The sequence below is a fragment of the Sagittula sp. NFXS13 genome, from assembly GCF_040148795.1.
Lineage (GTDB): Bacteria > Pseudomonadota > Alphaproteobacteria > Rhodobacterales > Rhodobacteraceae > Sagittula > Sagittula marina.
In genome coordinates this window covers 94,613-116,603 of record NZ_JAGEMH010000012.1, presented here as the reverse complement: position 1 = coordinate 116,603, position 21,991 = coordinate 94,613, and the positions used below count along the sequence as shown (strand labels likewise).

General features: G+C 60.3%; 18 protein-coding genes. 11 read left to right on the top strand and 7 right to left on the bottom strand.

Translation table 11 applies throughout. The features are described 5' to 3' along the window. Nucleotides 1-68: 68 nt before the first annotated feature. The 3 genes from obgE to J4E08_RS18920 all read left to right on the top strand — a co-directional run bounded on the left by obgE (nt 69) and on the right by J4E08_RS18920 (nt 3,547). A complete protein-coding gene (obgE, locus tag J4E08_RS18930) occupies nt 69-1,121 on the top strand; it encodes a GTPase ObgE (RefSeq protein ID WP_349539817.1) in 1,053 nt (350 codons plus the stop codon). After that, nucleotides 1,109-2,215 carry a glutamate 5-kinase gene (gene proB / locus J4E08_RS18925; protein ID WP_349539816.1) on the top strand — a complete coding sequence of 369 codons (1,107 nt, stop codon included), beginning with the start codon at nt 1,109-1,111 and terminating at the stop codon, nt 2,213-2,215. Before obgE ends, proB begins: the two co-directional genes overlap by 13 nt. Before the next feature lie 66 nt (nt 2,216-2,281). Further along, nucleotides 2,282-3,547 carry a glutamate-5-semialdehyde dehydrogenase gene (locus J4E08_RS18920; protein WP_349539815.1) on the top strand — a complete coding sequence of 422 codons (1,266 nt, stop codon included), beginning with the start codon at nt 2,282-2,284 and terminating at the stop codon, nt 3,545-3,547. 41 nt (nt 3,548-3,588) lie between these two features. Here J4E08_RS18920 and J4E08_RS18915 read toward each other — a convergent pair whose 3' ends face one another. Continuing rightward, nucleotides 3,589-4,233, bottom strand: a complete 645-nt coding sequence (locus J4E08_RS18915; RefSeq protein WP_349539814.1) for a histidine phosphotransferase family protein — start codon at nt 4,231-4,233, stop codon at nt 3,589-3,591. On the opposite strand from J4E08_RS18915, the gene J4E08_RS18910 reads away from it, so the two are divergent. The 3 genes from J4E08_RS18910 to olsA all read left to right on the top strand — a co-directional run bounded on the left by J4E08_RS18910 (nt 4,225) and on the right by olsA (nt 6,199). Further along, nucleotides 4,225-4,407: a DUF3553 domain-containing protein gene (locus tag J4E08_RS18910; protein ID WP_349539813.1), complete on the top strand. Its 183-nt coding sequence runs from the start codon at nt 4,225-4,227 to the stop codon at nt 4,405-4,407. The two genes, J4E08_RS18915 and J4E08_RS18910, sit on opposite strands and share 9 nt — an antisense overlap. Before the next feature lie 173 nt (nt 4,408-4,580). Continuing rightward, entirely contained in the window at nt 4,581-5,369 is a 789-nt protein-coding gene (olsB, locus tag J4E08_RS18905; RefSeq protein ID WP_349539812.1) for an L-ornithine N(alpha)-acyltransferase, read from the top strand. Beyond that, nucleotides 5,366-6,199 carry a lyso-ornithine lipid O-acyltransferase gene (olsA, locus tag J4E08_RS18900; protein ID WP_502949298.1) on the top strand — a complete coding sequence of 278 codons (834 nt, stop codon included), beginning with the start codon at nt 5,366-5,368 and terminating at the stop codon, nt 6,197-6,199. Before olsB ends, olsA begins: the two co-directional genes overlap by 4 nt. A gap of 1 nt (nt 6,200) precedes the next feature. On the opposite strand, the gene J4E08_RS18895 is transcribed toward olsA, so the two are convergent. Next, nucleotides 6,201-6,821 carry a thiamine phosphate synthase gene (locus tag J4E08_RS18895; protein WP_349539810.1) on the bottom strand — a complete coding sequence of 207 codons (621 nt, stop codon included), beginning with the start codon at nt 6,819-6,821 and terminating at the stop codon, nt 6,201-6,203. A 192-nt stretch (nt 6,822-7,013) separates the two neighbouring features. On the opposite strand from J4E08_RS18895, the gene J4E08_RS18890 reads away from it, so the two are divergent. The 3 genes from J4E08_RS18890 to J4E08_RS18880 all read left to right on the top strand — a co-directional run bounded on the left by J4E08_RS18890 (nt 7,014) and on the right by J4E08_RS18880 (nt 10,825). Next, nucleotides 7,014-7,766: an RNA methyltransferase gene (locus J4E08_RS18890; RefSeq protein WP_349539809.1), complete on the top strand. Its 753-nt coding sequence runs from the start codon at nt 7,014-7,016 to the stop codon at nt 7,764-7,766. A gap of 438 nt (nt 7,767-8,204) precedes the next feature. Beyond that, nucleotides 8,205-9,341: a heme A synthase gene (ctaA, locus tag J4E08_RS18885; protein ID WP_349539808.1), complete on the top strand. Its 1,137-nt coding sequence runs from the start codon at nt 8,205-8,207 to the stop codon at nt 9,339-9,341. Between the two features lie 5 nt (nt 9,342-9,346). Further along, entirely contained in the window at nt 9,347-10,825 is a 1,479-nt protein-coding gene (locus J4E08_RS18880; protein WP_349539807.1) for a carboxypeptidase M32, read from the top strand. Nucleotides 10,826-11,404: 579 nt separating this feature from the next. Here the strand turns inward: J4E08_RS18880 and J4E08_RS18875 are convergent. After that, the gene (locus J4E08_RS18875) at nt 11,405-12,259 is read right to left on the bottom strand and encodes a LysR family transcriptional regulator (protein ID WP_349539806.1); all 855 of its coding nucleotides are present in this window, start codon (nt 12,257-12,259) and stop codon (nt 11,405-11,407) included. Nucleotides 12,260-12,551: 292 nt separating this feature from the next. Further along, nucleotides 12,552-15,296 carry a DNA gyrase subunit A gene (gyrA, locus tag J4E08_RS18870; protein WP_349539805.1) on the bottom strand — a complete coding sequence of 915 codons (2,745 nt, stop codon included), beginning with the start codon at nt 15,294-15,296 and terminating at the stop codon, nt 12,552-12,554. 192 nt (nt 15,297-15,488) lie between these two features. Between gyrA and J4E08_RS18865 the strand changes: the two genes are divergently transcribed. Next, entirely contained in the window at nt 15,489-15,758 is a 270-nt protein-coding gene (locus J4E08_RS18865) for an usg protein (protein ID WP_183968816.1), read from the top strand. Nucleotides 15,759-15,920: 162 nt separating this feature from the next. On the opposite strand, the gene J4E08_RS18860 is transcribed toward J4E08_RS18865, so the two are convergent. Further along, a complete protein-coding gene (locus J4E08_RS18860; protein WP_349539804.1) occupies nt 15,921-16,553 on the bottom strand; it encodes an invasion associated locus B family protein in 633 nt (210 codons plus the stop codon). Between the two features lie 517 nt (nt 16,554-17,070). Between J4E08_RS18860 and J4E08_RS18855 the strand changes: the two genes are divergently transcribed. After that, nucleotides 17,071-18,624: a helicase HerA-like domain-containing protein gene (locus tag J4E08_RS18855; RefSeq protein WP_349539803.1), complete on the top strand. Its 1,554-nt coding sequence runs from the start codon at nt 17,071-17,073 to the stop codon at nt 18,622-18,624. A 229-nt stretch (nt 18,625-18,853) separates the two neighbouring features. Here J4E08_RS18855 and J4E08_RS18850 read toward each other — a convergent pair whose 3' ends face one another. Beyond that, the gene (locus J4E08_RS18850; protein WP_349539802.1) at nt 18,854-19,987 is read right to left on the bottom strand and encodes an MFS transporter; all 1,134 of its coding nucleotides are present in this window, start codon (nt 19,985-19,987) and stop codon (nt 18,854-18,856) included. Between the two features lie 102 nt (nt 19,988-20,089). Further along, entirely contained in the window at nt 20,090-21,850 is a 1,761-nt protein-coding gene (locus J4E08_RS18845) for a PQQ-dependent methanol/ethanol family dehydrogenase (protein WP_349539801.1), read from the bottom strand. Nucleotides 21,851-21,991 lie beyond the last annotated feature (141 nt).

Below are 21,991 nucleotides of genomic sequence, written 5' to 3'. Positions count from 1 at the left end.
CGGGCCGCTTGTGACGCCGCTCAAACCGGTCTAAACCCCGCTCAAACCTGTCCGAAAGCCCTGATGCCATGAAATTCCTCGATCTCTCCAAGGTTCACATTCGCTCCGGCTCTGGCGGAAATGGGTCCATTTCATTCCGCCGCGAGAAGTTCATTGAATATGGTGGCCCGGACGGTGGCGATGGCGGTAAAGGTGGCTCTGTCTGGGCGGAGGCTGTTGACGGGCTGAACACGCTGATCGACTTCCGCTATCAACAGCACTGGTTTGCACAAAACGGGCAGGGTGGCATGGGCCAAGTCCGCACCGGCAAAACCGGCGAAGATATCGTTCTGAAAGTGCCGGTCGGCACGGAGATCCTCGAAGAGGACGAAGAAACCGTCGTCGCGGATCTGTCGAAGCTGGGCGACCGGGTTTTGCTGGCCAAGGGCGGCAACGGTGGCTGGGGCAACCTGCACTTCAAAACCTCGACGAACCAGGCACCGCGTCGTGCCAATCCCGGTCAGGAGGGGATTGAACGCACGCTTTGGCTGCGGCTGAAACTGATCGCCGACGTGGGTCTTGTGGGGCTGCCGAACGCGGGCAAGTCGACCTTCCTCGCGGCGACGTCGAACGCGCGGCCCAAGATCGCTGATTATCCGTTTACGACGCTCCACCCCAACTTGGGCGTGGTGAAGGTGGACAACACTGAATTTGTCGTGGCCGACATTCCCGGCCTGATCGAAGGTGCCCACGAAGGGCGCGGCTTGGGTGATATCTTCCTGGGGCATGTGGAACGCAGCGCCGTTCTGCTGCATCTGATCGACGGCACATCTGGCACGTTGATCGAGGACTGGCAGACGATATGCGACGAACTCGACGCCTATGGCGAAGGTCTGGCAGACAAGCCACGTGTGACAGTCCTGAACAAGATCGACGCGCTGGACGAAGAAGAACGCGCTTTCCTGAAAGACGAACTTGAGGACGCCGGTGCGGAGAACGTCATGCTTATGTCTGGCGTCACCAAAGACGGCGTAACCGAGGTGCTCCGTGCCTTGCGACCGCATGTCGAAGCGCGCCGCGAGGCTGACAAGCCAGTCGATACGGAGGCCGAGGCGGAGGGAGACGCGCCTTGGACGCCCTAACCGGGGCGCAGCGCGTTGTCATCAAGATTGGCTCCGCGCTGCTGGTAGATCGCACCACCGGTGATCTCAGAGCGGATTGGCTTGCCGCCATAGCCCAAGACATTTTCGTGCAAAAGCAGGCGGGCAAGGATGTCATTCTTGTCTCCTCCGGCTCCATCGCGTTGGGCCGCGGACTGCTTGGGCTTCCGGCAACCACCCTTCCACTCGAACAGTCGCAGGCCGCAGCCGCGGTGGGCCAGATTCGCCTTGCGCAAGCGTGGTCAGAGGCGCTCGCGCAGCACGGGCTGACCACCGCGCAGGTTTTGGTGACGCTCGAAGACAGTGCCGACCGCCGTCGTTACCTGAACACTCGTGCCACCATGGCGACGCTGTTGTCCCACGGCGCGGTGCCCATCGTGAATGAAAACGATACGGTCGCCACGGACGAAATCCGCTACGGTGACAACGATCGCCTGGCCGCGCAGATCGCGGTGACCACGGGCGCTGATCTGCTGATCTTGCTTTCTGATGTGGACGGTCTTTATACGGGCAATCCTAACAGCGATCCCGATGCGTTACATTTGCCGCAGATCGACGAGGTTACACCCCAGATCGAAGCCATGGCCGGGGATGCAGGGTCAGGCCTGTCCAAAGGGGGCATGAAGACAAAGGTGATGGCGGCCCAGACGGCCACCGCTTCCGGCTGTGCCATGATCATCATGCACGGGGCTGAGAACCATCCGCTGGCGCGTCTGATCGCCGGTGCGCGGCACACGACCTTCATCGCCAAGCTTGATCCCCACACCGCGCGCAAGCGCTGGATCGCAGCAATGAAACCACAGGGCGTTCTCCACGTCGATGCCGGTGCCACGGTGGCGCTGAAGAACGGCAAAAGCCTGTTGCCCGCGGGTTTGGCGCTGATTGAAGGCGACTTTGGTCGGGGTGACCCGGTGACGCTGCGGGCGCATGACGGCAGCACCTTGGGGCAGGGCCTTGCGCGGTATACCTCCGACGAAGCGCGCCAGATCGCCGGGCATCGCAGTCATGAAATCGAGGCTCTGCTGGGCTACCCCGGCCGCGCCGTCTTGATTCATCGCGACGACATGGCGCTGTGACGCATCTTTGCGCCCCGGCTCTTTATTGTTAAAATACACAATCCAATTCAAACGAAGGCCAGACCCATGCTGGATCACTCCGACATCCCCGCCTTGATGCAAGACATCGGTCGCCGCGCACGCGCGGCCTCAGCGGAGCTGGCCTACGCTCCAGCGGATGCAAAACGGCAAGCGCTCGAAGCGGCCGCAAAGCACCTTTGGGACAATCGCAATGCTGTCATCGAGGCAAACGCCAAGGACCTTGCCTTTGGTGAGGAAAAGGGTCTGAGCCCGGCAATGATGGATCGGTTGAAACTGACCGAAGACCGCATCGCCGGCATGCGGGACAGCTTGACGGCTGTGGCTGCGCAGACTGATCCGGTGGGCGAAATCATCACGGAATGGGACCGCCCCTCCGGTCTGCACATCAAACGCGTGCGCACACCGCTTGGCGTGATCGGCGTGATCTACGAGTCGCGTCCCAATGTGACCGCCGATGCGGGGGCGCTGTGCCTGAAGGCCGGGAATGCGGTGATCCTGCGCGGCGGCTCCGAGTCGCTGCACAGCTCGCAGGCGATCCACTCCAGCCTTGTGCATGGTCTGTCCATCGCAGGTTTGCCTGAGGACGCCATTCAGATGGTGCCGACGCGCGACCGCGCCGCCGTGTCCGAGATGCTGAGCATGGTCGACTACATCGACGTGATCGTGCCGCGTGGGGGCAAAGGGCTGGTTGGCCTCGTTCAGCGCGAAGCCCGCGTGCCCGTGTTTGCTCACCTCGAAGGCATCGTGCACATCTACGTCGACGTAGACGCCGATCCGGTAAAGGCGCTCGCCATCGTCATGAACGCCAAGACACGTCGCACGGGGATTTGCGGCGCGGCTGAGTGCCTGCTGATCCATCGAGACGTGGTGGACACGATCGGCCAGGGACTGGTGAAGGCACTGCTGGATGCAGGCGTGGCCGTAAATGCCGACGAGACGCTGCAAAGCATCGAAGGCACCACGCCGGCGACGCAGGACGATTGGGGGAAAGAATACCTCGACATGATGATCGCGGCAAAGGTGGTCGACGACATAGACGGTGCCATCGCGCACATTCGCCGGTACGGCTCGCAACACACCGATTGCATCATCACAGAGGACGACGAAGCAGCCGCGCGCTTCTTCCAGCGTCTTGATTCCGCGATTTTGATGCGCAATGCCTCGACGCAATTTGCGGATGGCGGTGAGTTCGGCATGGGGGCGGAGATTGGCATCGCCACGGGCAAGATGCACGCACGCGGCCCGGTGGGCGTTGAACAGCTGACGAGCTTTAAATATCTGGTAGACGGCGACGGAACGATCCGGAACTGAGTATCAAACGGGCAGGGGACATGCGCCTCTGCCCGCCCGCATCAGGCGGCGATCTTTATGGTCAGCGAATCCGCATCCGTAGTGGCCAAAAGCTGTTTGCCAAGCGTCTCCGAGATCATAGGCAATAGGGCAAATTGTACCTTGTCTGCGCCGGGTAAATCCATCTCACCCACGCCGTTCAGATGATCCCAGAGCGGCTGTTGCACATTCAGGCGCGGGCCCTTTGCGCGCACAGTCCAACCCGCCGCATCATGATCGAATTGCACAGTGCCGCCCATGGGCAGCGCGCTTTCACAGCACAGAAAGGCCAGAAAGCACATCTGAACCTCTTCGCGCAGATGATCGCTTTCCTCGCTCCAATGCGCTTTCAGGCGTCCGTCGTGTGTCACGGCAGCCAATGTGCCGGCGATCTCGCGCCGCGACATGGATTGTGTTCCTGAAGCATGACCGAAGGCCACGCGAAAGAACCGAATGCGCGCCGCGGCGCTTTCACAACTGTCCTGGATCAGGGTAAGTTCCGGACTATCCTTTCCACCACCGGTCAGGGCCATCAGCTCCAAACCGTTCTGAATGGCGCCTATCGGGCTTATCAGGTCATGGCACAGGCGTGAGCCGACCAATGCCGCCAGATCTACGCTGGCCTTCTGCATCACGTTCTCCAACTCGGGACCCGTCACATGGATCATCTCAATGCCTTTCTCGAACCTGGTATGCTGGTAAAGCATCCGGACCAACCCGATTGGGGTTTGGGCCAGGTGCAGTCCAACATAGACGGTCGCGTCACCGTCAATTTTCGTGAAGAGGGAAAAGTCGTCCTTGACGGTCGCGTGGTCGCCTTGATCCCTGTTTTCGAAAACTAACCTAGTTGGCCGACAGTTGAGAAATCGTTAACCACGGCAGTAGGCCTGTGTGCGTGCTTTATGTCAAGCTCTCGTTATGGTTGCAGTTTTTTCAATAACGCTGACGTTGCGTGGGGCGCGGTCGGCAGATAAAAGGAGCGCGACAGGACGGAACAGACGCGCGGGCAAACGTCATGATCGACACCACGACATTGGACCGGGCGCAGCCGACGGACACCGGGCTGCGCGTTCACCTTGCGGAGGATGAGGCCGACGTAGTGGCAGCGCAGCGCTTGCGCTACGACGTCTTTGTGGCCGAGCTGGGGGGCGATGGACCCTTGGTGGATCACGTCAACCGGCTGGAAAAAGATTCGTTTGACCCCTTCTATGATCACCTTTTGGTGCGCGACCCTGCGCGCAGTGACATGGTTGTGGGCGTCTACCGTCTGCTGCGCGACAGCCGCGCCCGGGATGCAGGGCAGTTCTACTCCGAGGATGAATACGATCTTGCGCCTTTGCGCGCCTCCGGTCGACGACTGCTGGAACTCGGGCGGTCCTGCTTGCATCCAGACTATCGCGGCGGGGCTGCCATGTTCCTGTTGTGGCAAGGACTTGCGGACTACGTGCTGCGGCATCAGATCGAAGTGCTCTTTGGCACGGCGAGCTTTCATGGCACCGACGTCGACCGGCTGGCGCAACCTTTGGCCCTTTTGCATCATCGGCACCTCGCGCCGGCGCCGCTGCGCGTCCGGGCCCGACAGTTTCAGGATATGAACCTCGTTCCAGAAGCCGAGATCGATCGTCGCAAAGCCATGCTGGAGGTGCCTGCCTTGATCAAGGCTTACCTGCGGCTTGGCGGTTGTGTGGGCGAGGGCGCCTATGTCGACCATGCCTTTAATACAACCGATGTTTGCCTCGTGATGGACACGGCGCGTATGACCGACCGGCAGCGCAGCCTGTATACCCGTGGGCGCGGCGCGTGAGCCCGACCTGGCAAGGCGACCCACCGCCGCAGCATCGGAAATTCGCAGCCTTGGACTGGCTTCGTATCGTGTTCCGAAGTCTTCCTATTGTGCTTGTTCTGCTGTGCGGGCTTACGCTGTCGCTGCTGCTGCGTCTGATCGAGCGGCCACTGTTCGGGATTGCCCGCCCATGGACGCCTGAGATCACCAAAGCCGTTTGCCGCACGGTTCTGCGGATCATGGGGCTGCGTGTCCGCGTCGAGGGCAGGCCGTCCGAACGGCGCGGCGCCGTGGTGGCCAATCACAGCTCGTGGCTCGATATTTTTGTCCTGAACAGCCGCAAAACGGTGTATTTCGTCTCGAAATCAGAGGTCGCGGGCTGGCCGGGCATTGGCCTGTTGGCACGGGCCACAGGAACCGTGTTTATCAACCGCAACCGCCGTGAGGCCGCGCAGCAGACAAAAGTGTTCCAGAATCGCCTCATGCAAGGACATCGATTGATGTTCTTCCCCGAAGGCACGTCAACCGACGGGCTGCGGGTCCTGCCGTTCAAAACAACACTGTTCGAAGCATTTTTTGACGCGAAACTCCTGCATGAAGTGAGCCTTCAGGCGCTTAGTGTCGTCTATCATGCGCCGGAAGGGCGGGACCGCAGGTTCTATGGGTGGTGGGGCGACATGGACTTTGCTCCGTCGATGTTGCGTCTACTGGCGCAACGTCGGCAAGGCTTTGTTGATCTGATATATCACCCGGCTGTTGCGGTCGACGATTTCGCCAACCGCAAGAGCCTTGCGCGTCATCTTGAACAGCAAGTGCGCGAAGGGCACGCACGGGCTTTGTCCAAGGCGTGAATTACGACATCGCCGCTGTCAGGCGTTTCAAGGCTGCCAACGGATCTTCCTCGCGCCAGATTTCCTCTCCGATGGCAAAAAAATCGGTGAAAGGCGCCAACGAGCGCACGTTGTCCTCGGTCAGGCCGCCTTCGGCCACAACGGGCACCTCGATGACCTCAGACCACCAGCGAAACAGGTCCAACTCCGCCAGCTCGCCGTCACCCAATGCGCCGCCGATCGGACCAAAGCTGACGTAATCCGCCCCAGCCTCGCCAGCGTTCATGCCATCGTGCCGCGATGTGCCGTTTCCGGTCCCGACGATGGCGTCAGGGCCGAGCGTCTTGCGGGCAAAGCGTACAGTGCGGGCACCATCCGGCAGGTGCACGCCATCCAGACCAAGGCGCTCTGCCAACAGCACATGGGTGTCGATCACCATCGCAACATCCACCGAATTGGCCACCTCGCGGATCACGTCGGTCGCACGCATCAGGCGGTCCTCGTCATGGGTGGCGAGGCTGAGACGCAGGCAAGCGGTCTCGACACCGTCGAGTACGCGCTTCAGGGTATTGGGAAAGCTCGACAATTCGAACTCTGGCGGGGTCACAAGGTAAATCTGAGGGGTCTCAATCTGGTCGGTCATGTTGGTCCTCCTGACGGAAGGTCTCATAGCTCAGGCAATTTGGTTTGACCATGGGGTCAACGGCTGTAAGCGCATGTGACGTGGTCCGTCAGCGGTATGCATGTCGATAAGAATGTGGCGCGTCGGGGCACAAGGGCTTGAGGCCGGACGCCTTGCAGATTAGGCGGAAGCCAAATTGAACAGGAGAGCGTGATGCCGACAGGGACACCGCAACCGGCCATCGTGCTGGTGCGCCCGCAGATGGGCGAAAACATCGGCGCGGCGGCGCGGGCGATGTGGAACTTTGGCCTCGACCGGATGCGTGTCGTGGGGCCGCGCGACGGCTGGCCAAACCCCAAGGCGGTGGCCATGGCGTCTGGCGCGGGGCGCTTGCTCGATGAGGCGCAGCATGTGGACACGCTGCCCGAAGCCCTGTCCGACTGTCACTTTGTCTTGGCGACGACTGCGCGTTCCCGCGACTTGACCAAAACCGTGTATGAGCCACGCGAAGCCATGAACGAGGCCGCGCGCCGCATCGCCGAAGGCCAGAAGGTCGCTGTGATGTTCGGACCGGAGCGTGCGGGGTTGGAGAACGAGGACGTGGCCCATGCCAACGCCATTGTCACGGTTCCCGTGAACCCGGAGTTCTACTCGCTGAACCTCGCACAATGTGTGCTGCTGATGTCGTACGAATGGCAACGCGCGCAGGGCGAGGTCGCGGGCAAGGTGGAGACGCTCGCCGGAACCGACTGGGCCGAGGGGCACGAGGTCGAGCATCTTGCGCGCCATTACGAGGACCGCCTCGACGAAGCAGGCTTTTTCTTTCCGGAAACCAAGGCCCAAGGCATGAAGACGAATTTGCGCAACATGTGGTCGCGGATGCCGCTCACCCGTGCTGACGTTCAGATGATGCATGGCATGATGCGCCAGATGGCCCGCTGGGCACGCACCCCGTCAGACAAGTGAAGCCTCGACCAAGGACCTGTCGTGTCGTTGCTTGGTCACCCAAGGGCGAGGGAGCGGGAAACCGAATGTGGTTCTTGGCCGCGGCCTTGATATCCGTTGCGATGATTGCGTGCTGCGGCACTCGGTCCCAGATCGGCTAGTGCTGCACGGCGGGGCCCGCCGGGGTGGCTGCCCGTTGGTATCCGACCTGCCTGCCACGTCTGACGTTAGGCATTTTTTATCCGTTTAATTTCAAATGCCTACTGGGTGTTTTTGATCCCGCTTCTCAGCCGTATGCACAACAACCGTTGCCTCGAAACATTGGTCAGAAGGCCCCAGCGGGACCAAGCGCTTTGGCCGATCCCACGCAACGGCCGACCTGCCCAGAGAGAGCCGGCGGCTGAGCCTTGAAGCCACCCGCCAGCCGTCTATGTTGGCGCGAGACCAGAGGAGAGCGAGATGGCCCAGAAACGTAAGCTGTTCGAAGAGGTTGGCAGTGAAACGCCGCGACAGGTGCCCACCGGCGGAATGATAGATTCCGCCAGCCGCGGTGCGCGGGGCGCGATCCGGATCTGGCTTATGGTGCTGTTCGCTCTGGTGATGGCGATGATCGTCGTGGGCGGGCTGACCCGTTTGACGGAAAGCGGTTTGTCGATCACGGAATGGAAGCCGATCACGGGCGCTTTTCCTCCGATGGATGCCGCGACCTGGAACTCCGAATTCGAGAAATATCAACAAATTCCTCAGTATGAATTGCTGAACAAGGGGATGACCCTGTCAGAGTTCAAGGCAATCTACTGGTGGGAATGGGGGCATCGGCAGCTTGGTCGCGTGATCGGACTGATCTGGGCTCTTGGTTTCCTTGGCTTCCTTGTAACACGCAAAATCCCGACCGGTTGGACGGGCCGATTGATGCTCATCGGCGCCCTTGGTGGCGTTCAAGGTGCAATCGGATGGTGGATGGTGTCCTCTGGTCTGGGCGGTGAAATGGTGTCCGTCGCCTCCTATCGTCTGGCAACGCACCTCGGGCTGGCCTTCATCATTCTGGGCTTCATCGCATGGTACACCTATGCGCTGAAACGACCGGAACGCGAGCTTATGCAGGCCCGCCGCAGCGCCGAGCCAAAGCTCTTCTCGCTCTCCACAGGGTTGTTGCACGCGTCGTTCCTGCAGATATTGCTTGGCGCACTGGTGGCGGGGATCGATGCCGGTCGCAATTATCCCAGCTGGCCGCTGATGGAAGGCGGTCTGTGGCCCTCCGACATGTTTGCGCTGGAACCCCTTTGGAGAAACTTCTTTGAGAATCCGGGGCTTGTACAATTCATGCATCGCATGATGGGCTACATTCTGTTCGCGTTTGGCGTGGTGGTCTGGCTTCGTGGGCGACGATCCGCCAACCGAGATACGGCTTTTCGGTTCAATGCTGTCTTTGCTGTGTTGTTCCTCCAGATGGTGTTGGGTATCGTTACGGTTGTGTCGTCTGCTGCGGTACACATCGCGATTGTGCACCAGCTGGGCGCCGTTCTGTTGTGGGCGCTGATCCTGCGGGCGCGATTTGCCGCACGGTATCCGGCACCGCAATCGGTGAGAGGATAATACGAATGGTACAGGCTTTCGATGACCTGATGCGCTTTCAGCGCGACACAGAGGCATTGGCCCAGGTGGCAGGTCGATTGGGCTGGGATCAGGAAACCATGATGCCGCGTGGGGCTGCCGACCAGCGCAGTGACGAAAGCGCCGCAATGGAAAGCACGTTGCACCAGCGCCGGACGGATCCACGCATTGCAGAGTGGTTGTCAGCCTTGGACATGGGCGCGCTCGACGAGGTTTCCCAAGCTCAGGTGCGTTTGATACGGCGTGATTTCGACCGCGCAGCCAAGATCCCGGCAGACCTCGCAACGGCGATTGCACGCACGGTTTCGCGTGGGCATGTGATCTGGGCCGAAGCGCGCGCAGATGATGATTTCGCATCCTTTGCGCCAATCCTGCGCGAGATCCTCGACCTGCGCCAGCAGGAGGCTGCGGCTTTGGCCGCTGGCGGTGATCCCTATGACGCGCTTCTCGACAAATACGAACCGGGGGCAAAGGCCGCCAGGCTGGACGAGATGTTCGGCGCATTGCGGCCCCGCCTGGTGACGCTGCGCGAAGCCGTTCTGGAGCAGCCGGAACTGCCCGGCCTGACCCAGTCCTTCGATGAACAAGGGCAGATGAAGCTGGCGCGGCTGCTCGCCGAGACCTTCGGTTACGATTTCAAACGCGGCCGGGTCGACAAGGCTGTGCATCCCTTCAGCTCTGGCTCGGGGGACGATGTGCGCATCACCACGCGCACTGTGCCGCTTGATCCATTCAACTGCCTGTATTCAACGGTCCACGAAGTCGGTCACGCAACCTACGAGCAGAATGTCGACCCTGTGTACCGTCTGACACCGATCGGGCAGGGCGCGTCCATGGGCGTGCACGAATCCCAAAGCCGGATTTATGAAAATCAGCTTGGACGTTCGCGTGCATTCACAGGCTGGCTCTATGGTCAGATGCGCGACACTTTCGGGGATTTTGGCATTGCGGACGAGGATACCTTCTACGGCGCAGTGAACCGGGTGAAGAACGGCTATATCCGGACCGAGGCCGACGAATTGCAGTATAACCTGCACGTGCTTTTGCGCTTTGATCTGGAGCGCGCGCTGGTCTCTGGCGATCTGCCCGTGGCAGATCTGGAAAGCGCTTGGAATGACCGGTTCAAGGCTGACTTTGGCTTTGGCGTGGATAAAGCGTCGAACGGCGTCTTGCAGGATGTGCATTGGTCGGCAGGGCTCTTTGGCTACTTCCCGACCTATTCTCTGGGCAACGTGTACGCCGGCTGTCTGTACAAGGCGCTGCGCAGTGCCGTGCCGCAATTGGATGACCAACTTGCCAAAGGGGATGCGACGCAGGCCGTGGAATGGCTGCGCGAAAGCTTACAGCAGCATGGCTCCCTCCGCGCCCCACGCGAGTTGATCACGCAAGCGGCTGGCGAGGCGCCGACAGAAGAGCCGTTGCTTGCCTATCTCGAAGAGAAATTCTCTGCGCTGTACAGCCTGTAAAACCCGGCTGAAATGAAAAAGGGCGGCCCACGAGGGGCCGCCAGTCAGGTTAGAGCTTAAAGTAATCGTTACATCACAAACGCCTGATGCGAGATGCGAAGGCGTCATCGCCAGAGTCTGAGCCGCGCACCGTGCGCGTCTATCAGGGTAGCCGCCAGCACGCCAACAAGCGCAATGGCAATCAGGGACCGCATGGACATTTGGTGCAGTCCAAGCAGTGGAAGCAGTGGAAGAAATCCAGAAAACAAAGAGAAAGCCAGCGCGGCGATGACACGGGTGCGAGACCCGAATGCCAGCGAAACTGCGTTGACCCTAGGCAGGGACGCCAAGATGCAGCTACCGGTCGATCGAACCGGATGGACAAACAAAAGCGCACGACCGATGTCAGCGGTCATCTAAATGTGCGCCGTGGCGAAAGAGGCCAGGCCAGCATCAGGCGGTCATAGTGAAGCCCATCAAAGGACAGTATCATGTAAGTAACCTGCTCGGGCATTATCGTTTTCTATCAACGCTATGCTGATGCACGTTAAGAGTGTTTGCAACGGCGATGAGCACAACACGAGGGTTGCATTATTGCGCTTATTCAGCTGCCAAACGGCGACCGGCCAACGCCTCATCCTCGAAACAACGCAGAACGAAATTTGCCGTGGCCCGGATCACTGGATCGCTGCGACGGGATTCGTGATAAAGCAGCCAGAATTCCGAAACGATTGGCTCGACATTTCTGTCAAGCAACTCAAGATCGGGGTCGCCAGCAGCTATGATATCGGGCAACGGCCCTGCCATCCCCATTGACTTGATCACGGATTTCAAAGCATCCATGCTGTCGACACGCATCCTCGGCGGGCGCCCAAAATGGTCAAACCCGATGCGTTGCAAAGGATTGTCGTCCAGCGCATCGCTGAAGCCGACCCAATTTTTATCGCATTTGACCTCGCGTGGGCGGTAATACCGAAATCCCAAAGAGCCAACTTTGCGGGTGATGACGCGGCCTTGTTCGGGACGCTCTGCCTGCACGACGATATCATTGTCGCCCAGCCCGTCCTTCATAAGGCGGTCCGCAAAAAGCAGGCCAATTCCGTCCAACAAACCGGCATGGCGTTCCATGCCGGGGATCAAAATGTTGCGCAAGACGAAGGGGGTACAGCCCAGTTTTACTTGCACGGGCGCGTCCGGCGGCGCTGCTCTAGAGTGCAGGGCAGATTGGATTTGTCCGTCAAAGCTCTGTGCAACCTGGATCAACGCTTCGACTGCTTTAGACGGCTTCCAGCCATCTGGCGTTTTGATGAAGGCAGGTTCCCCCAGACGCTCTGACAGGCGATCAATGCGACGTGACACAGTCGCTGTATTGGTACCAAGTTTTTGGGCCGCGAGCTTCATCGTTCCTGTTCGGGCCAAAGCCGCGAGGAAACGCAGATCATCCCAATTATCCATTATGCCAGGTCCTCTGATCTGGTCGTGACGCTCTGAAACTGGGTGGAAACAAAAAAAGGCCGCGAGACGCGCGAGCCGCACAAGTACGTTACATTAGTCAATTAAACGGGAGGTTAAGTCCACATAAAGTCGTATTTACATAGTTTAACCTATACGGAAGTATAGGATTAAGCTGTGGATCTAGTTTCGCTCACTTGACGCTACCTGAGGTGGCGTAAGGGAGCAGCCAAAAGGCTGAACGTAATCGGCCCGGCGGGGATCACCGGGCCGAATGTTACCTTGTTGGCCGGTGTCAGTTCTCGATATTTTCGTCCGGCGCGTCTGACTCGTCCTCTTCGGATTCTGCAATCCAAGCCACAGAGACAACGGTTTCGTCGGCACCAGTGTTGAAAACTTTAACACCTCCAGCGCTGCGCGAGCGGAAAGAAATCCCGTTCACCGGCACACGGATCGATTGCCCCTTCGACGTGGCCAGCATGATCTGATCACCGTCTTCCACCGGGAAGGAGGCCACGATCTCACCACCGCGCATGGATTTTTCCCACGCAGTCACGCCCATACCGCCGCGTCCACGCACCGGGTAATCGTGCGAGGAGGACAGCTTGCCCAAACCCTTTGCCGTAATGGTCAAAAGCAGGTTTTCTGCTGAGGACATTTCCGCATAACGCTCCTGCGGCAGGGGCGTGTCGGCATCGCCGTCTTCGTCGGCAGTCTCGTCCTCGGTGACGCCTGCCATCAGGCGACGCATCTTGAGGTAGCTGGCACGTTCGTCGGACTCCGCGTCGAAGTGGCGGATGATGGACATGGACACGACCTCGTCGTCGCCCGCCAGTTTCACGCCGCGTACGCCGGTGGAGTTGCGCGAGTTGAACACGCGGACATCCGGCACTGGAAAGCGGATCGCCCGGCCAGAGTTTGTCACCAACATCACGTCGTCATCCTCGGAACAGATACGCGCATTGATCAGCCGGGTGCCCTCGGGCTCACCTTCGAACTTCATAGCGATCTTGCCGTTGGACCGAACGCTGGTGAAATCCGACAGACGGTTTCGCCGCACACGACCCGTGTTGGTGGCAAAGACGATCTGCAAGTCGTCCCAATCATCCTCGTCGCGGTCGACCGGCATGATCGCGGCAACCGAAACGCCTTGAGGGATAGGCAGAATGTTAACGATGGCCTTCCCACGCGAGGCACGGCTGCCCAGGGGCAAGCGCCACGTCTTCAGTTTGTAGGCCATCCCATCGGTGGTGAAGAACAGCAACTGCGTGTGGGTGTTCGCGACGAACAGCGTGGTGACCGCATCATCGTCCTTCAACCCACCGCCAGAGACACCTTTGCCGCCGCGCTTTTGCGCTCTGAAGTCGGCCAGGGCGGTACGCTTGATATAACCACCCGACGTGACGGTGACGACCATGTCCTCTTGTTCGATGAGGTCTTCATCGTCCATATCCCCGGCCCAATCGACGATCTCAGTCCGGCGAGGCACGGCGAATTCATCGCGAATCGCGGTCATCTCATCGGTGATGATGGCCATGATGCGTTCGCGCGACGACAGGATTTCGAGATAGTCTTTGATCTTGGCTGCGAGGTCTTCGAGCTCGTCAGTCACCTCTTTCACACCAAGCTGCGTCAGACGCTGCAGCCGCAGGTCAAGGATCGCACGCGCCTGGGTTTCAGACAGGTTATAGGTGCCGTCTTCATTCGCGGTGTGGGTCGGATCGTCGATCAGCCGGATAAAGGGCAGGATCTCTTCGGCCGGCCAGCGACGCTCCATCAGGCGGCGGCGGGCCTCCTGTGCATCGGCGGAGGAGCGGATTGTGGCGACCACTTCGTCCACGTTGCTGACGGCAACGGCAAGACCGCACAACACATGCGACCGTTCACGCGCCTTGCGCAACAGGTAGGCCGTCCGGCGCGCCACCACATCTTCGCGGAAATCGACAAAGGCGGTCAGGAACGCGCGCAGCGTCAACTGCTCGGGCCGACCGCCGTTCAGCGCCAGCATGTTGCAGCCAAACGACGTCTGCATCGGGGTGAAGCGGTACAGTTGGTTCAGCACGACCTCGGCGGTGGCGTCGCGCTTCAGCTCCACCACCACGCGCACACCATCGCGGTCAGATTCGTCCTGAACGTGGGCAATGCCTTCGATCTTTTTGTCCCGCGCCGCCTCGGCGATGCGCTCGATCATGGTGGCCTTGTTCACCTGATAGGGGATCTCCGAGATGACGATGGCCCAGCGGTCCTTGCGGATCTCTTCGACAAAGGTCTTGGCCCGGATCACGACGGAGCCGCGCCCCTCGAGATAAGCCTTGCGCGCGCCTGAGCGGCCCAGGATCACGCCACCTGTCGGAAAGTCCGGCGCAGGAATGTATTCAATCAGCTGCTCGCTGGACAGATCGGGGTTTTCAATCAAAGCCAGCGTGGCATCGATGACTTCGCCAAGGTTATGCGGAGGAATGCGGGTGGCCATGCCGACCGCGATGCCTTCGGCACCATTGACCAGCACGTTCGGGTAACGCGCAGGAAGAACCGTGGGTTCGCGTTCCTTGCCGTCATAGTTATCCTGAAAATCCACCGTATCCTTGTCGATGTCCACCAACAGGGCCAGCGCGGTTTTCGCCAGACGGCTTTCGGTGTAGCGCATCGCCGCTGGACTGTCGCCGTCCATGGACCCAAAGTTGCCCTGGCCGTCGATCAGCGGCAGCGACATGGAGAAGTCCTGCGCCATCCGAACAAGAGCGTCGTAAATCGCAGAGTCGCCGTGCGGGTGGTAGTTGCCCATCACCTCGCCAACAGACTTCGCCGACTTGCGGTAAGACTTGTCGGGTGTGTAACCGCCCTCGTACATTGCGTAAAGAATACGCCGATGCACAGGTTTGAGGCCATCTCGCAGATCGGGAATCGCACGGGAGACGATCACGCTCATCGCGTAATCGAGATAGCTCGCCTTCATCTCATTTTCGATGGAAATCGAAGGGCCACCATAGGTCGGCGGATTTTGTTCTTCGTTTTCAGGGGTTTCCGGCGTATCGCTCACGTTGTGTGCCTGTCCGTCATTGTGCCATATCTAGTTGCGGACAGGTATATCAGAGACAGGATATGGGGTGCAATGGCAGGGGGGAGGGTTAACTTGGCAGCCGCCTGTATGGCCTGATAACACATTGTTTTCATTGAAAAGTAAGAAATCTGGGCGCAGCATTCATCCTACAAGAAAATGCGAGGTCTCAAGATGCAGATGAGTGAAACGGAAATGATGCTTCGGGGCTACGGGCTGACCACAGCCGAAGTCTTTTACCGGATGCCGGACTATAAGAATGTCCTGAACACCTTTGTCTGGCAGGAATACGACCTCGCGCCGGATCATCCGAAACTCTTTGGCTTCATTGAATTCTGGCAGGAGAAAATCGAGGGGCCATTGCATTCGGTCCGCTTTACGCACCGCAAGATGATCTCACCCGGCGAGTGGCGCAACGTCGTTGGCGAATTCACCTACCATTGACGAAAATCTGCGCTGATCTTGGTCAGCCAGAACTCGGCTTGGCGATCAATCCAATATGTCCGCGTATCTATCGCGTGGAGTCCGAGGTTTTTGACAGGCGGTCTCGTCGGGATGCGAAAAGGCGCGCCACTCGGACGCGCCTTCCATGCTCGTTCAAAATTCTTACGGCTGCAGGGCAGAAGCCGCATCGAACGCGGCAGTGAAACCCGACAGCGACATGGACACGGTGACCTTTTGGTCCGGGGCCAAGGCGGGGACGATGGTCACGTCAGCTTTCTTGCCAGCCTTGAACTGCGCGATGTCTTCGGCGGTGAAACCGACACGAGCATAGCAACCGATCTGCGCGCAGAAGGAATAGTCGTATTTTTTGCCCTGACTGCCATCCACAGCCACGGTCAGCTTTTGCGTCAGCAGCGTCTCCAACGGTACGATGAAGGTGCCGCCTGCTACGGCGCGACCGCCGTCCTGCAGCTTGAAGATACTTGTCTCAGCCACTGGCGAGCCTTCGGAATCTTTCAGAAGCTGGTACATCTGGCAGACTTCTTCTTCATTGTTCGGCACAGCGACGCATTGCAGCGACCAATCGTCGAAAGTCTCGCGGATATAGGGCTGGGGACTCTGATCTTGTGCCGGCGCGTCGGATTGCCCGAGGTCGAGATCGCCACCGACGGAAGGTGCTTCGGCAGGTGCTTCCGCGGCCGGAACGTCGGCGGCGGGCGTTTCCGCGTCTTGAGCAAAGACGGGCGTCGCCGCGAGAGCCGCGATCAGGGACAGGAGAAGCCTGGGGTGTGTCATGGAAATCCTCTGAAATCAGTAGCGTTGGTGCTGGTTACCACGCGTGCCGCGAAGTGTCAGGACGGAAATACCTGCCCTGTTCCTCGCATGAGCGGTTTGCCGCAAAGCCACGGTGGGGCCTGAAATTGACGAAAGGGGCCGCACGGCCCCTTTCAATTTCGCTCCCTGTCGGACTGGCCGACTTTGTCATTGGGTGGGACGCTACGAGAAGCCGATGCGTTGGTCAACAGGCTTTTTGACTGGAAATTCTGCACTGAGACTGGCGGTCAGATCCAACGCCCCTTCGCACCCGAAAGCGCATGCTGACCGCATGTTTTCAGCGCGCGCAGATGGATGTGAAACGCATGGATTCCGGTGTGGTGTGTCCCCGGAAAAAAGCCGCACCCGAAGGTGCGGCAAGTCTGACAGGGAGGAAGTCTGGCCGGGGCAGGAGAGGACATGACGCCCCGGACCGAGAGTGACTATGGCATCCATAGGTTAAGGATGTATGGTCACCGCGCAGAAAAAGGGCGGACACATGACGAAAGATCTCTTTGTCGGGGGCGGCGGCGCGGGCTACGGCGAAAAACAGCATCTCTCGCTGGGCTATGCCAACCGGCACGGTCTGATCGCAGGGGCGACCGGCACGGGCAAGACGGTGACGCTGCAAATCCTCGCGGAAGGGTTTTCCAACGCGGGCGTCCCGGTCTTCATGGCGGATGTGAAGGGGGACCTGTCTGGAATGGCCAAGGCGGGCACCCCCGAACACAAGCTGCACGCGTCCTTCACCGAGAGGGCGCAGACCATCGGGTTTGACGACTTTGGCTATCAGGGTTTTCCTGTCACCTTTTGGGACTTGTTCGGCGATCAGGGCCATCCGGTGCGCAGCACGATGGCCGAGATGGGGCCGCTCTTGTTGTCTCGTTTGTTGGAACTGTCAGAGGCACAGGAAGGCATTCTGAACATTGCGTTCCGGCTTGCCGACGAGGAGGGCATGGCGCTGCTCGATCTCGACGATATGCGCTCCATGCTGGTGTGGATGGGCGAGAACCGCAAAGATCTGTCGCTGCGCTACGGCAATGTGTCCACCGCCTCCATAGGTGCGATCCAACGGCGGCTGCTTGTCCTGGAAAACCAGGGCGGCGCGAACTTTTTTGGCGAACCCGCGCTGGCCCTGTCGGACATGATGCGCGTCGATACACAGGGGCGTGGCCAGGTCAATATTCTTGCCGCCGACGTGCTGATGTCGTCGCCGCGGCTTTACGCGACGTTCCTTCTATGGTTGCTGTCCGAGCTGTTCGAGACATTGCCCGAAGTCGGCGACCCCGAAAAACCCAAGTTCGTGTTCTTCTTTGACGAGTCGCATTTGCTGTTTGACGGCGCGCCGGATGCCTTGGTCGAGAAGGTCGAACAGGTGGCCCGCCTCATCCGTTCCAAAGGTGTTGGTGTCTATTTCGTGACGCAGTCCCCGGATGACATCCCCGAGGATATTCTCGGCCAGCTCGGCAATCGGGTCCAACACGCGCTGCGCGCCTTCACTGCGCGCGACCGCAAGGCGCTCAAACTGGCGGCCGAAACCTATCGCGAAAACCCCGCCTTCGACGTGGCGCAAGCCATCCGCGATGTGGGCGTCGGGGAGGCCGTGACGTCGTTTCTGCAACGCAAGGGCGTGCCCGGCATGGCAGAGCGGACCCTGATCCGACCGCCGTCGTCGCAACTTGGTCCAATCACGCCAGAGGAACGCGACCGCGTGATCAGCGCGTCGGATCTGAAGGGCAAATACGAAACGGCGGTGGACCGGCGCTCCGCTCATGAGATTCTGGCAGAACGCGCAAAGAGCGCGGCGGAGGACGCCGCAGAGGCCGAGCGCGAGGAAGAGGAACTGGCAGCGCAGGAGCGCGAATATCGCTCCGCACGGCGCTACACTGGAAAGCGCGTCAGCCGATCCACCTCTGGGGCGTCGACCCGGCGGGATCGAAAAGGCGACAGCTTTGGCGAGGCTATGGGCAAGATGGTGATGAAGGAACTCACCGGCACCACAGGGCGACGGATTGTGCGCGGGATCCTTGGCGGGCTGTTCAAGGCGCGTTGAAAAATTGGGAAATCAGGGGTGACCAGAGCGGTGCAGGAGCAGCTCGGGAACCCACCAAAGCAAAAGCTTCGGAGCCGTCCTTCGACTGATCTTCTGGTGACAGATCCCGCACACCGCGCCAAGCAAAATAGCGGTATCCCGCAGGCGGGAACCATCCGCGATTTTCCTTGTCCCGGCGCACAGGACCCGTCCCTGCGATGACAGGCGAAGGACGGCTCCGAAGCAAAGCTTACGGCCGGCGCAGATGGCCGGACAGGGCGGCGATCAGGAGCGCCATCACGCCGATCATCGCAAGCGAAACGCGCAGGTTGGAAATCTCGGCGATAAAGCCGATGGCAGGGGGGCCCAGCAGCATCGCGCCATACCCAAGCGTCGCGACAGAGGCGATGGCTTTGCCCGCCGAAACGTCCGGATCAGAAGCGGCGCGGGAGAAGGCCAGCGGAATGATGGCGGCGTAGCCGATTCCCATCAGAACATATCCCGTGAGGGCGAAGCCGAGACTGGGCAGTCCAAGTGCGATCAAATAGCCGGTGGCCGCGAACAAGCCACTGATCCGGGCAACGCGCCCAGCGCCAAAGCGGGTGATCAAGGGATCAACGCAGATCCGCATCGCCACCATCGTGACAGAGAATGTGGCGTAGGCGAGGGCTGCCTGGCTTTCTGATGTGCCTATCACGTCGCGCAGGTACACCGCGCTCCAGTCCGCGGCAGCGCCTTCGCCGAGGCCCGCGCACATGGCCACCAACCCCACCAGAACAAGTGCGCCGCGGGGCAGGGCGAACAGGGGCGTGGATTGTCCCGGCGTGCTGCGACGCGAGGCCCAGGTGACCCGCATCAGCGGGCCGTAGACCAGCGTGGAAAACAGGGCAGACATTACGAAGTGCGCCTCCAACGACACCGACAGGCCGGTTGCCAGCCACCCACCCGCAGCCCCTATGCCTGCGCCAAGGCTCCACATGGCATGAAACCGTGACATGATGGATTTGCCGGAGGCGCGTTCCACCTCGGACGCCCAGCTGTTCATGGTCACGTCCATGGCCCCGTGTCCCGCGCCAAAGACAAACAGTGCCGCCGCCAACCAATAGACGCCAGGTGCCAGACCTATGGCAACCACGCTGGCCAGATACATGACCGCCAGCGCACAGCTCATCTGATAGGCGCCACGCCGGTCGGCCAGACCGCCGGCCAGCGGAAAGGACACCAGTGCACCGATCCCCATGGCCAACAGCAGCAGACCCAAAGCGCCCTCGCTTAGGTCAAAGCGGTCAACGACGGCAGGCACGCGGGCGGCCCATGTGCCAAACAGCGTTCCATTCAAGGCAAAGGCGGCCGAAACAGCCAGACGGGGGGAGTGATTCCACATGGCGCAGACGCTGGAGTTTATCGCTAACAGGCACAAGACCCTCTCACGCAAAACGCCCGGTGCACATGGCACCGGGCGTCACGCCTGATCCGGGAGGGCAGATCAGTTGGCCGAAGCCATCTCTTTGGGCAGACGGAAGGTCCAGAGCAGACCTCCCTGGTTGAGGTAGTTCACCTTCTTGGCAACCTCACCACCCCAAAGCGGAACCGCGCCGCCCCAGCCGGAGATGATGGAGACATATTGCTCGCCATCCTGTTCCCATGTGACGGGCTGGCCGACGATGCCGGAGCCGGTCTGGAAGGACCAAAGCTTCTCGCCGGTCTCGTCGTCGAGCGCGATGAACTCACCCTCGGGTGTGCCAAAGAACACCAGGCCGCCCGCGGTGGTCATGACGCCCCCCCAAAGCGGTGCATCGTTCTTGTATTCCCAGACCCATTCGCCGGTGTCGGGGTCGATCGCCTTCAGCGAGCCGATGTGGTCCTCGTAGTTCGGCTTGATGGTGAAGCCGGAGCCGAGGTAGGCCGCGCCCTTCTTGTAGGTGATCGGTTCGTTCCAGATGTCCATGCCCCATTCGTTGGACGGCACGTAGAAGTTCCCGGTCTTCTGGCTGAACGCCATCGGCATCCAGTTTTTCCCGCCAAGGAAGGACGGAGAGGCGAATACCACATCGCCCTTGTTGCCGTCCGCGGCTTCGGCAGGATTGCCGGGGCGACCGTCCTCGTTGAAGATCGGGCGGCCGGTGTCGTCGATGCCCTCAGCCCAGGTGATGTCCTTGACGAAGGGGTCAGCGGAAATGAAACCTCCGTCGGCCGCATCCAGAACATAGAAGAAGCCATTCCGGTCGGCGGTCGCAAGGCGCTGGTTGCCCTCACGGTCATCATAGGCGACGACTTCGTTCACGCCGTCATAGTCCCAGCCTTCGCGCGGCGTGGTCTGGTAATGCCACTTGATCTCGCCATTGGACGGGTCGATGCCGATGCGGCTGGCGGCGTACAGATTGTCACCGGAGCCATCGTTCTTGTCGCCTGCGTTGCGCAGCCAGGAGTTCCACGGCGCCGGGTTGCCCGCGCCAAAGATCAGCGTGTCGGTGCGTTCGTCGTAGGAGCCACCAAGCCACGTCGCGCCGCCGCCGGTCTTCCACATGTCGCCGGGCCAAGTGGCGTTCAGTTCACCGGTCATGGTGCTTTCTTCGCCGTTCAGCGTGCCCATGTGGCCTTCGATGACGGGGCGGGTCCAGACGAGATCGCCGTTCTCGACATTGCGTGCCTGTACTTCGCCGACGATGCCGAATTCACCGCCGGAGTTGCCGGTCACGACCAGATCGCCCACCACCAGAGGGGCGGCGGTGTAGGAATAACCCGCCTTGTAATCGGCAATCTTGTCGCGCCAGATCACGTCGCCGGTCTTGCGGTCCAGTGCCACGAGGCGCGCGTCGAGCGTGCCAAAGATCACCTTGTCTCCATGGATCGCCGCGCCACGGTTGATCACGTCACAGCAGGGCAAAATGCCTTCGGGCAAACGCGCATCGTATTGCCACAGCTCCTTGCCGGTCGTCACGTCGATAGCGTAGAGGCGCGAGTAGGAGCCGGTGATATACATAATGCCGTCATAGATGATCGGCTGGGTTTCCTGCCCACGTTGCTTTTCCCCGCCCAGCGAGAACGCCCAGGCCGGAACGAGGTTCTTGACGTTGTCCTTGTTCAGCGTCTCCAGCGGCGTGTAGCGCTGCAGGTGGCGGCCCATGCCGTTCGTGACAACCTGATTGGTCATCGTGGCGTCGTTGGCCAGCATGTCTTCGGTCACTTCTGCCTGCGCGCCGGTGGCGAGCAGCGCGAGCGTGACGGCTGCAACAAATTTGTTCATCAGTTCCTCCCATGAACATAGGTTTGGTCGTTCTGTCGATGCGGGTGGGGCGCGCTGACCGGACCTTGGCACAGGTCGGCTCCTCCAGCGGCTTCACGGCATTTCTAAGAGAACTATAAGAGACGCGCGTCAGGGTCATAG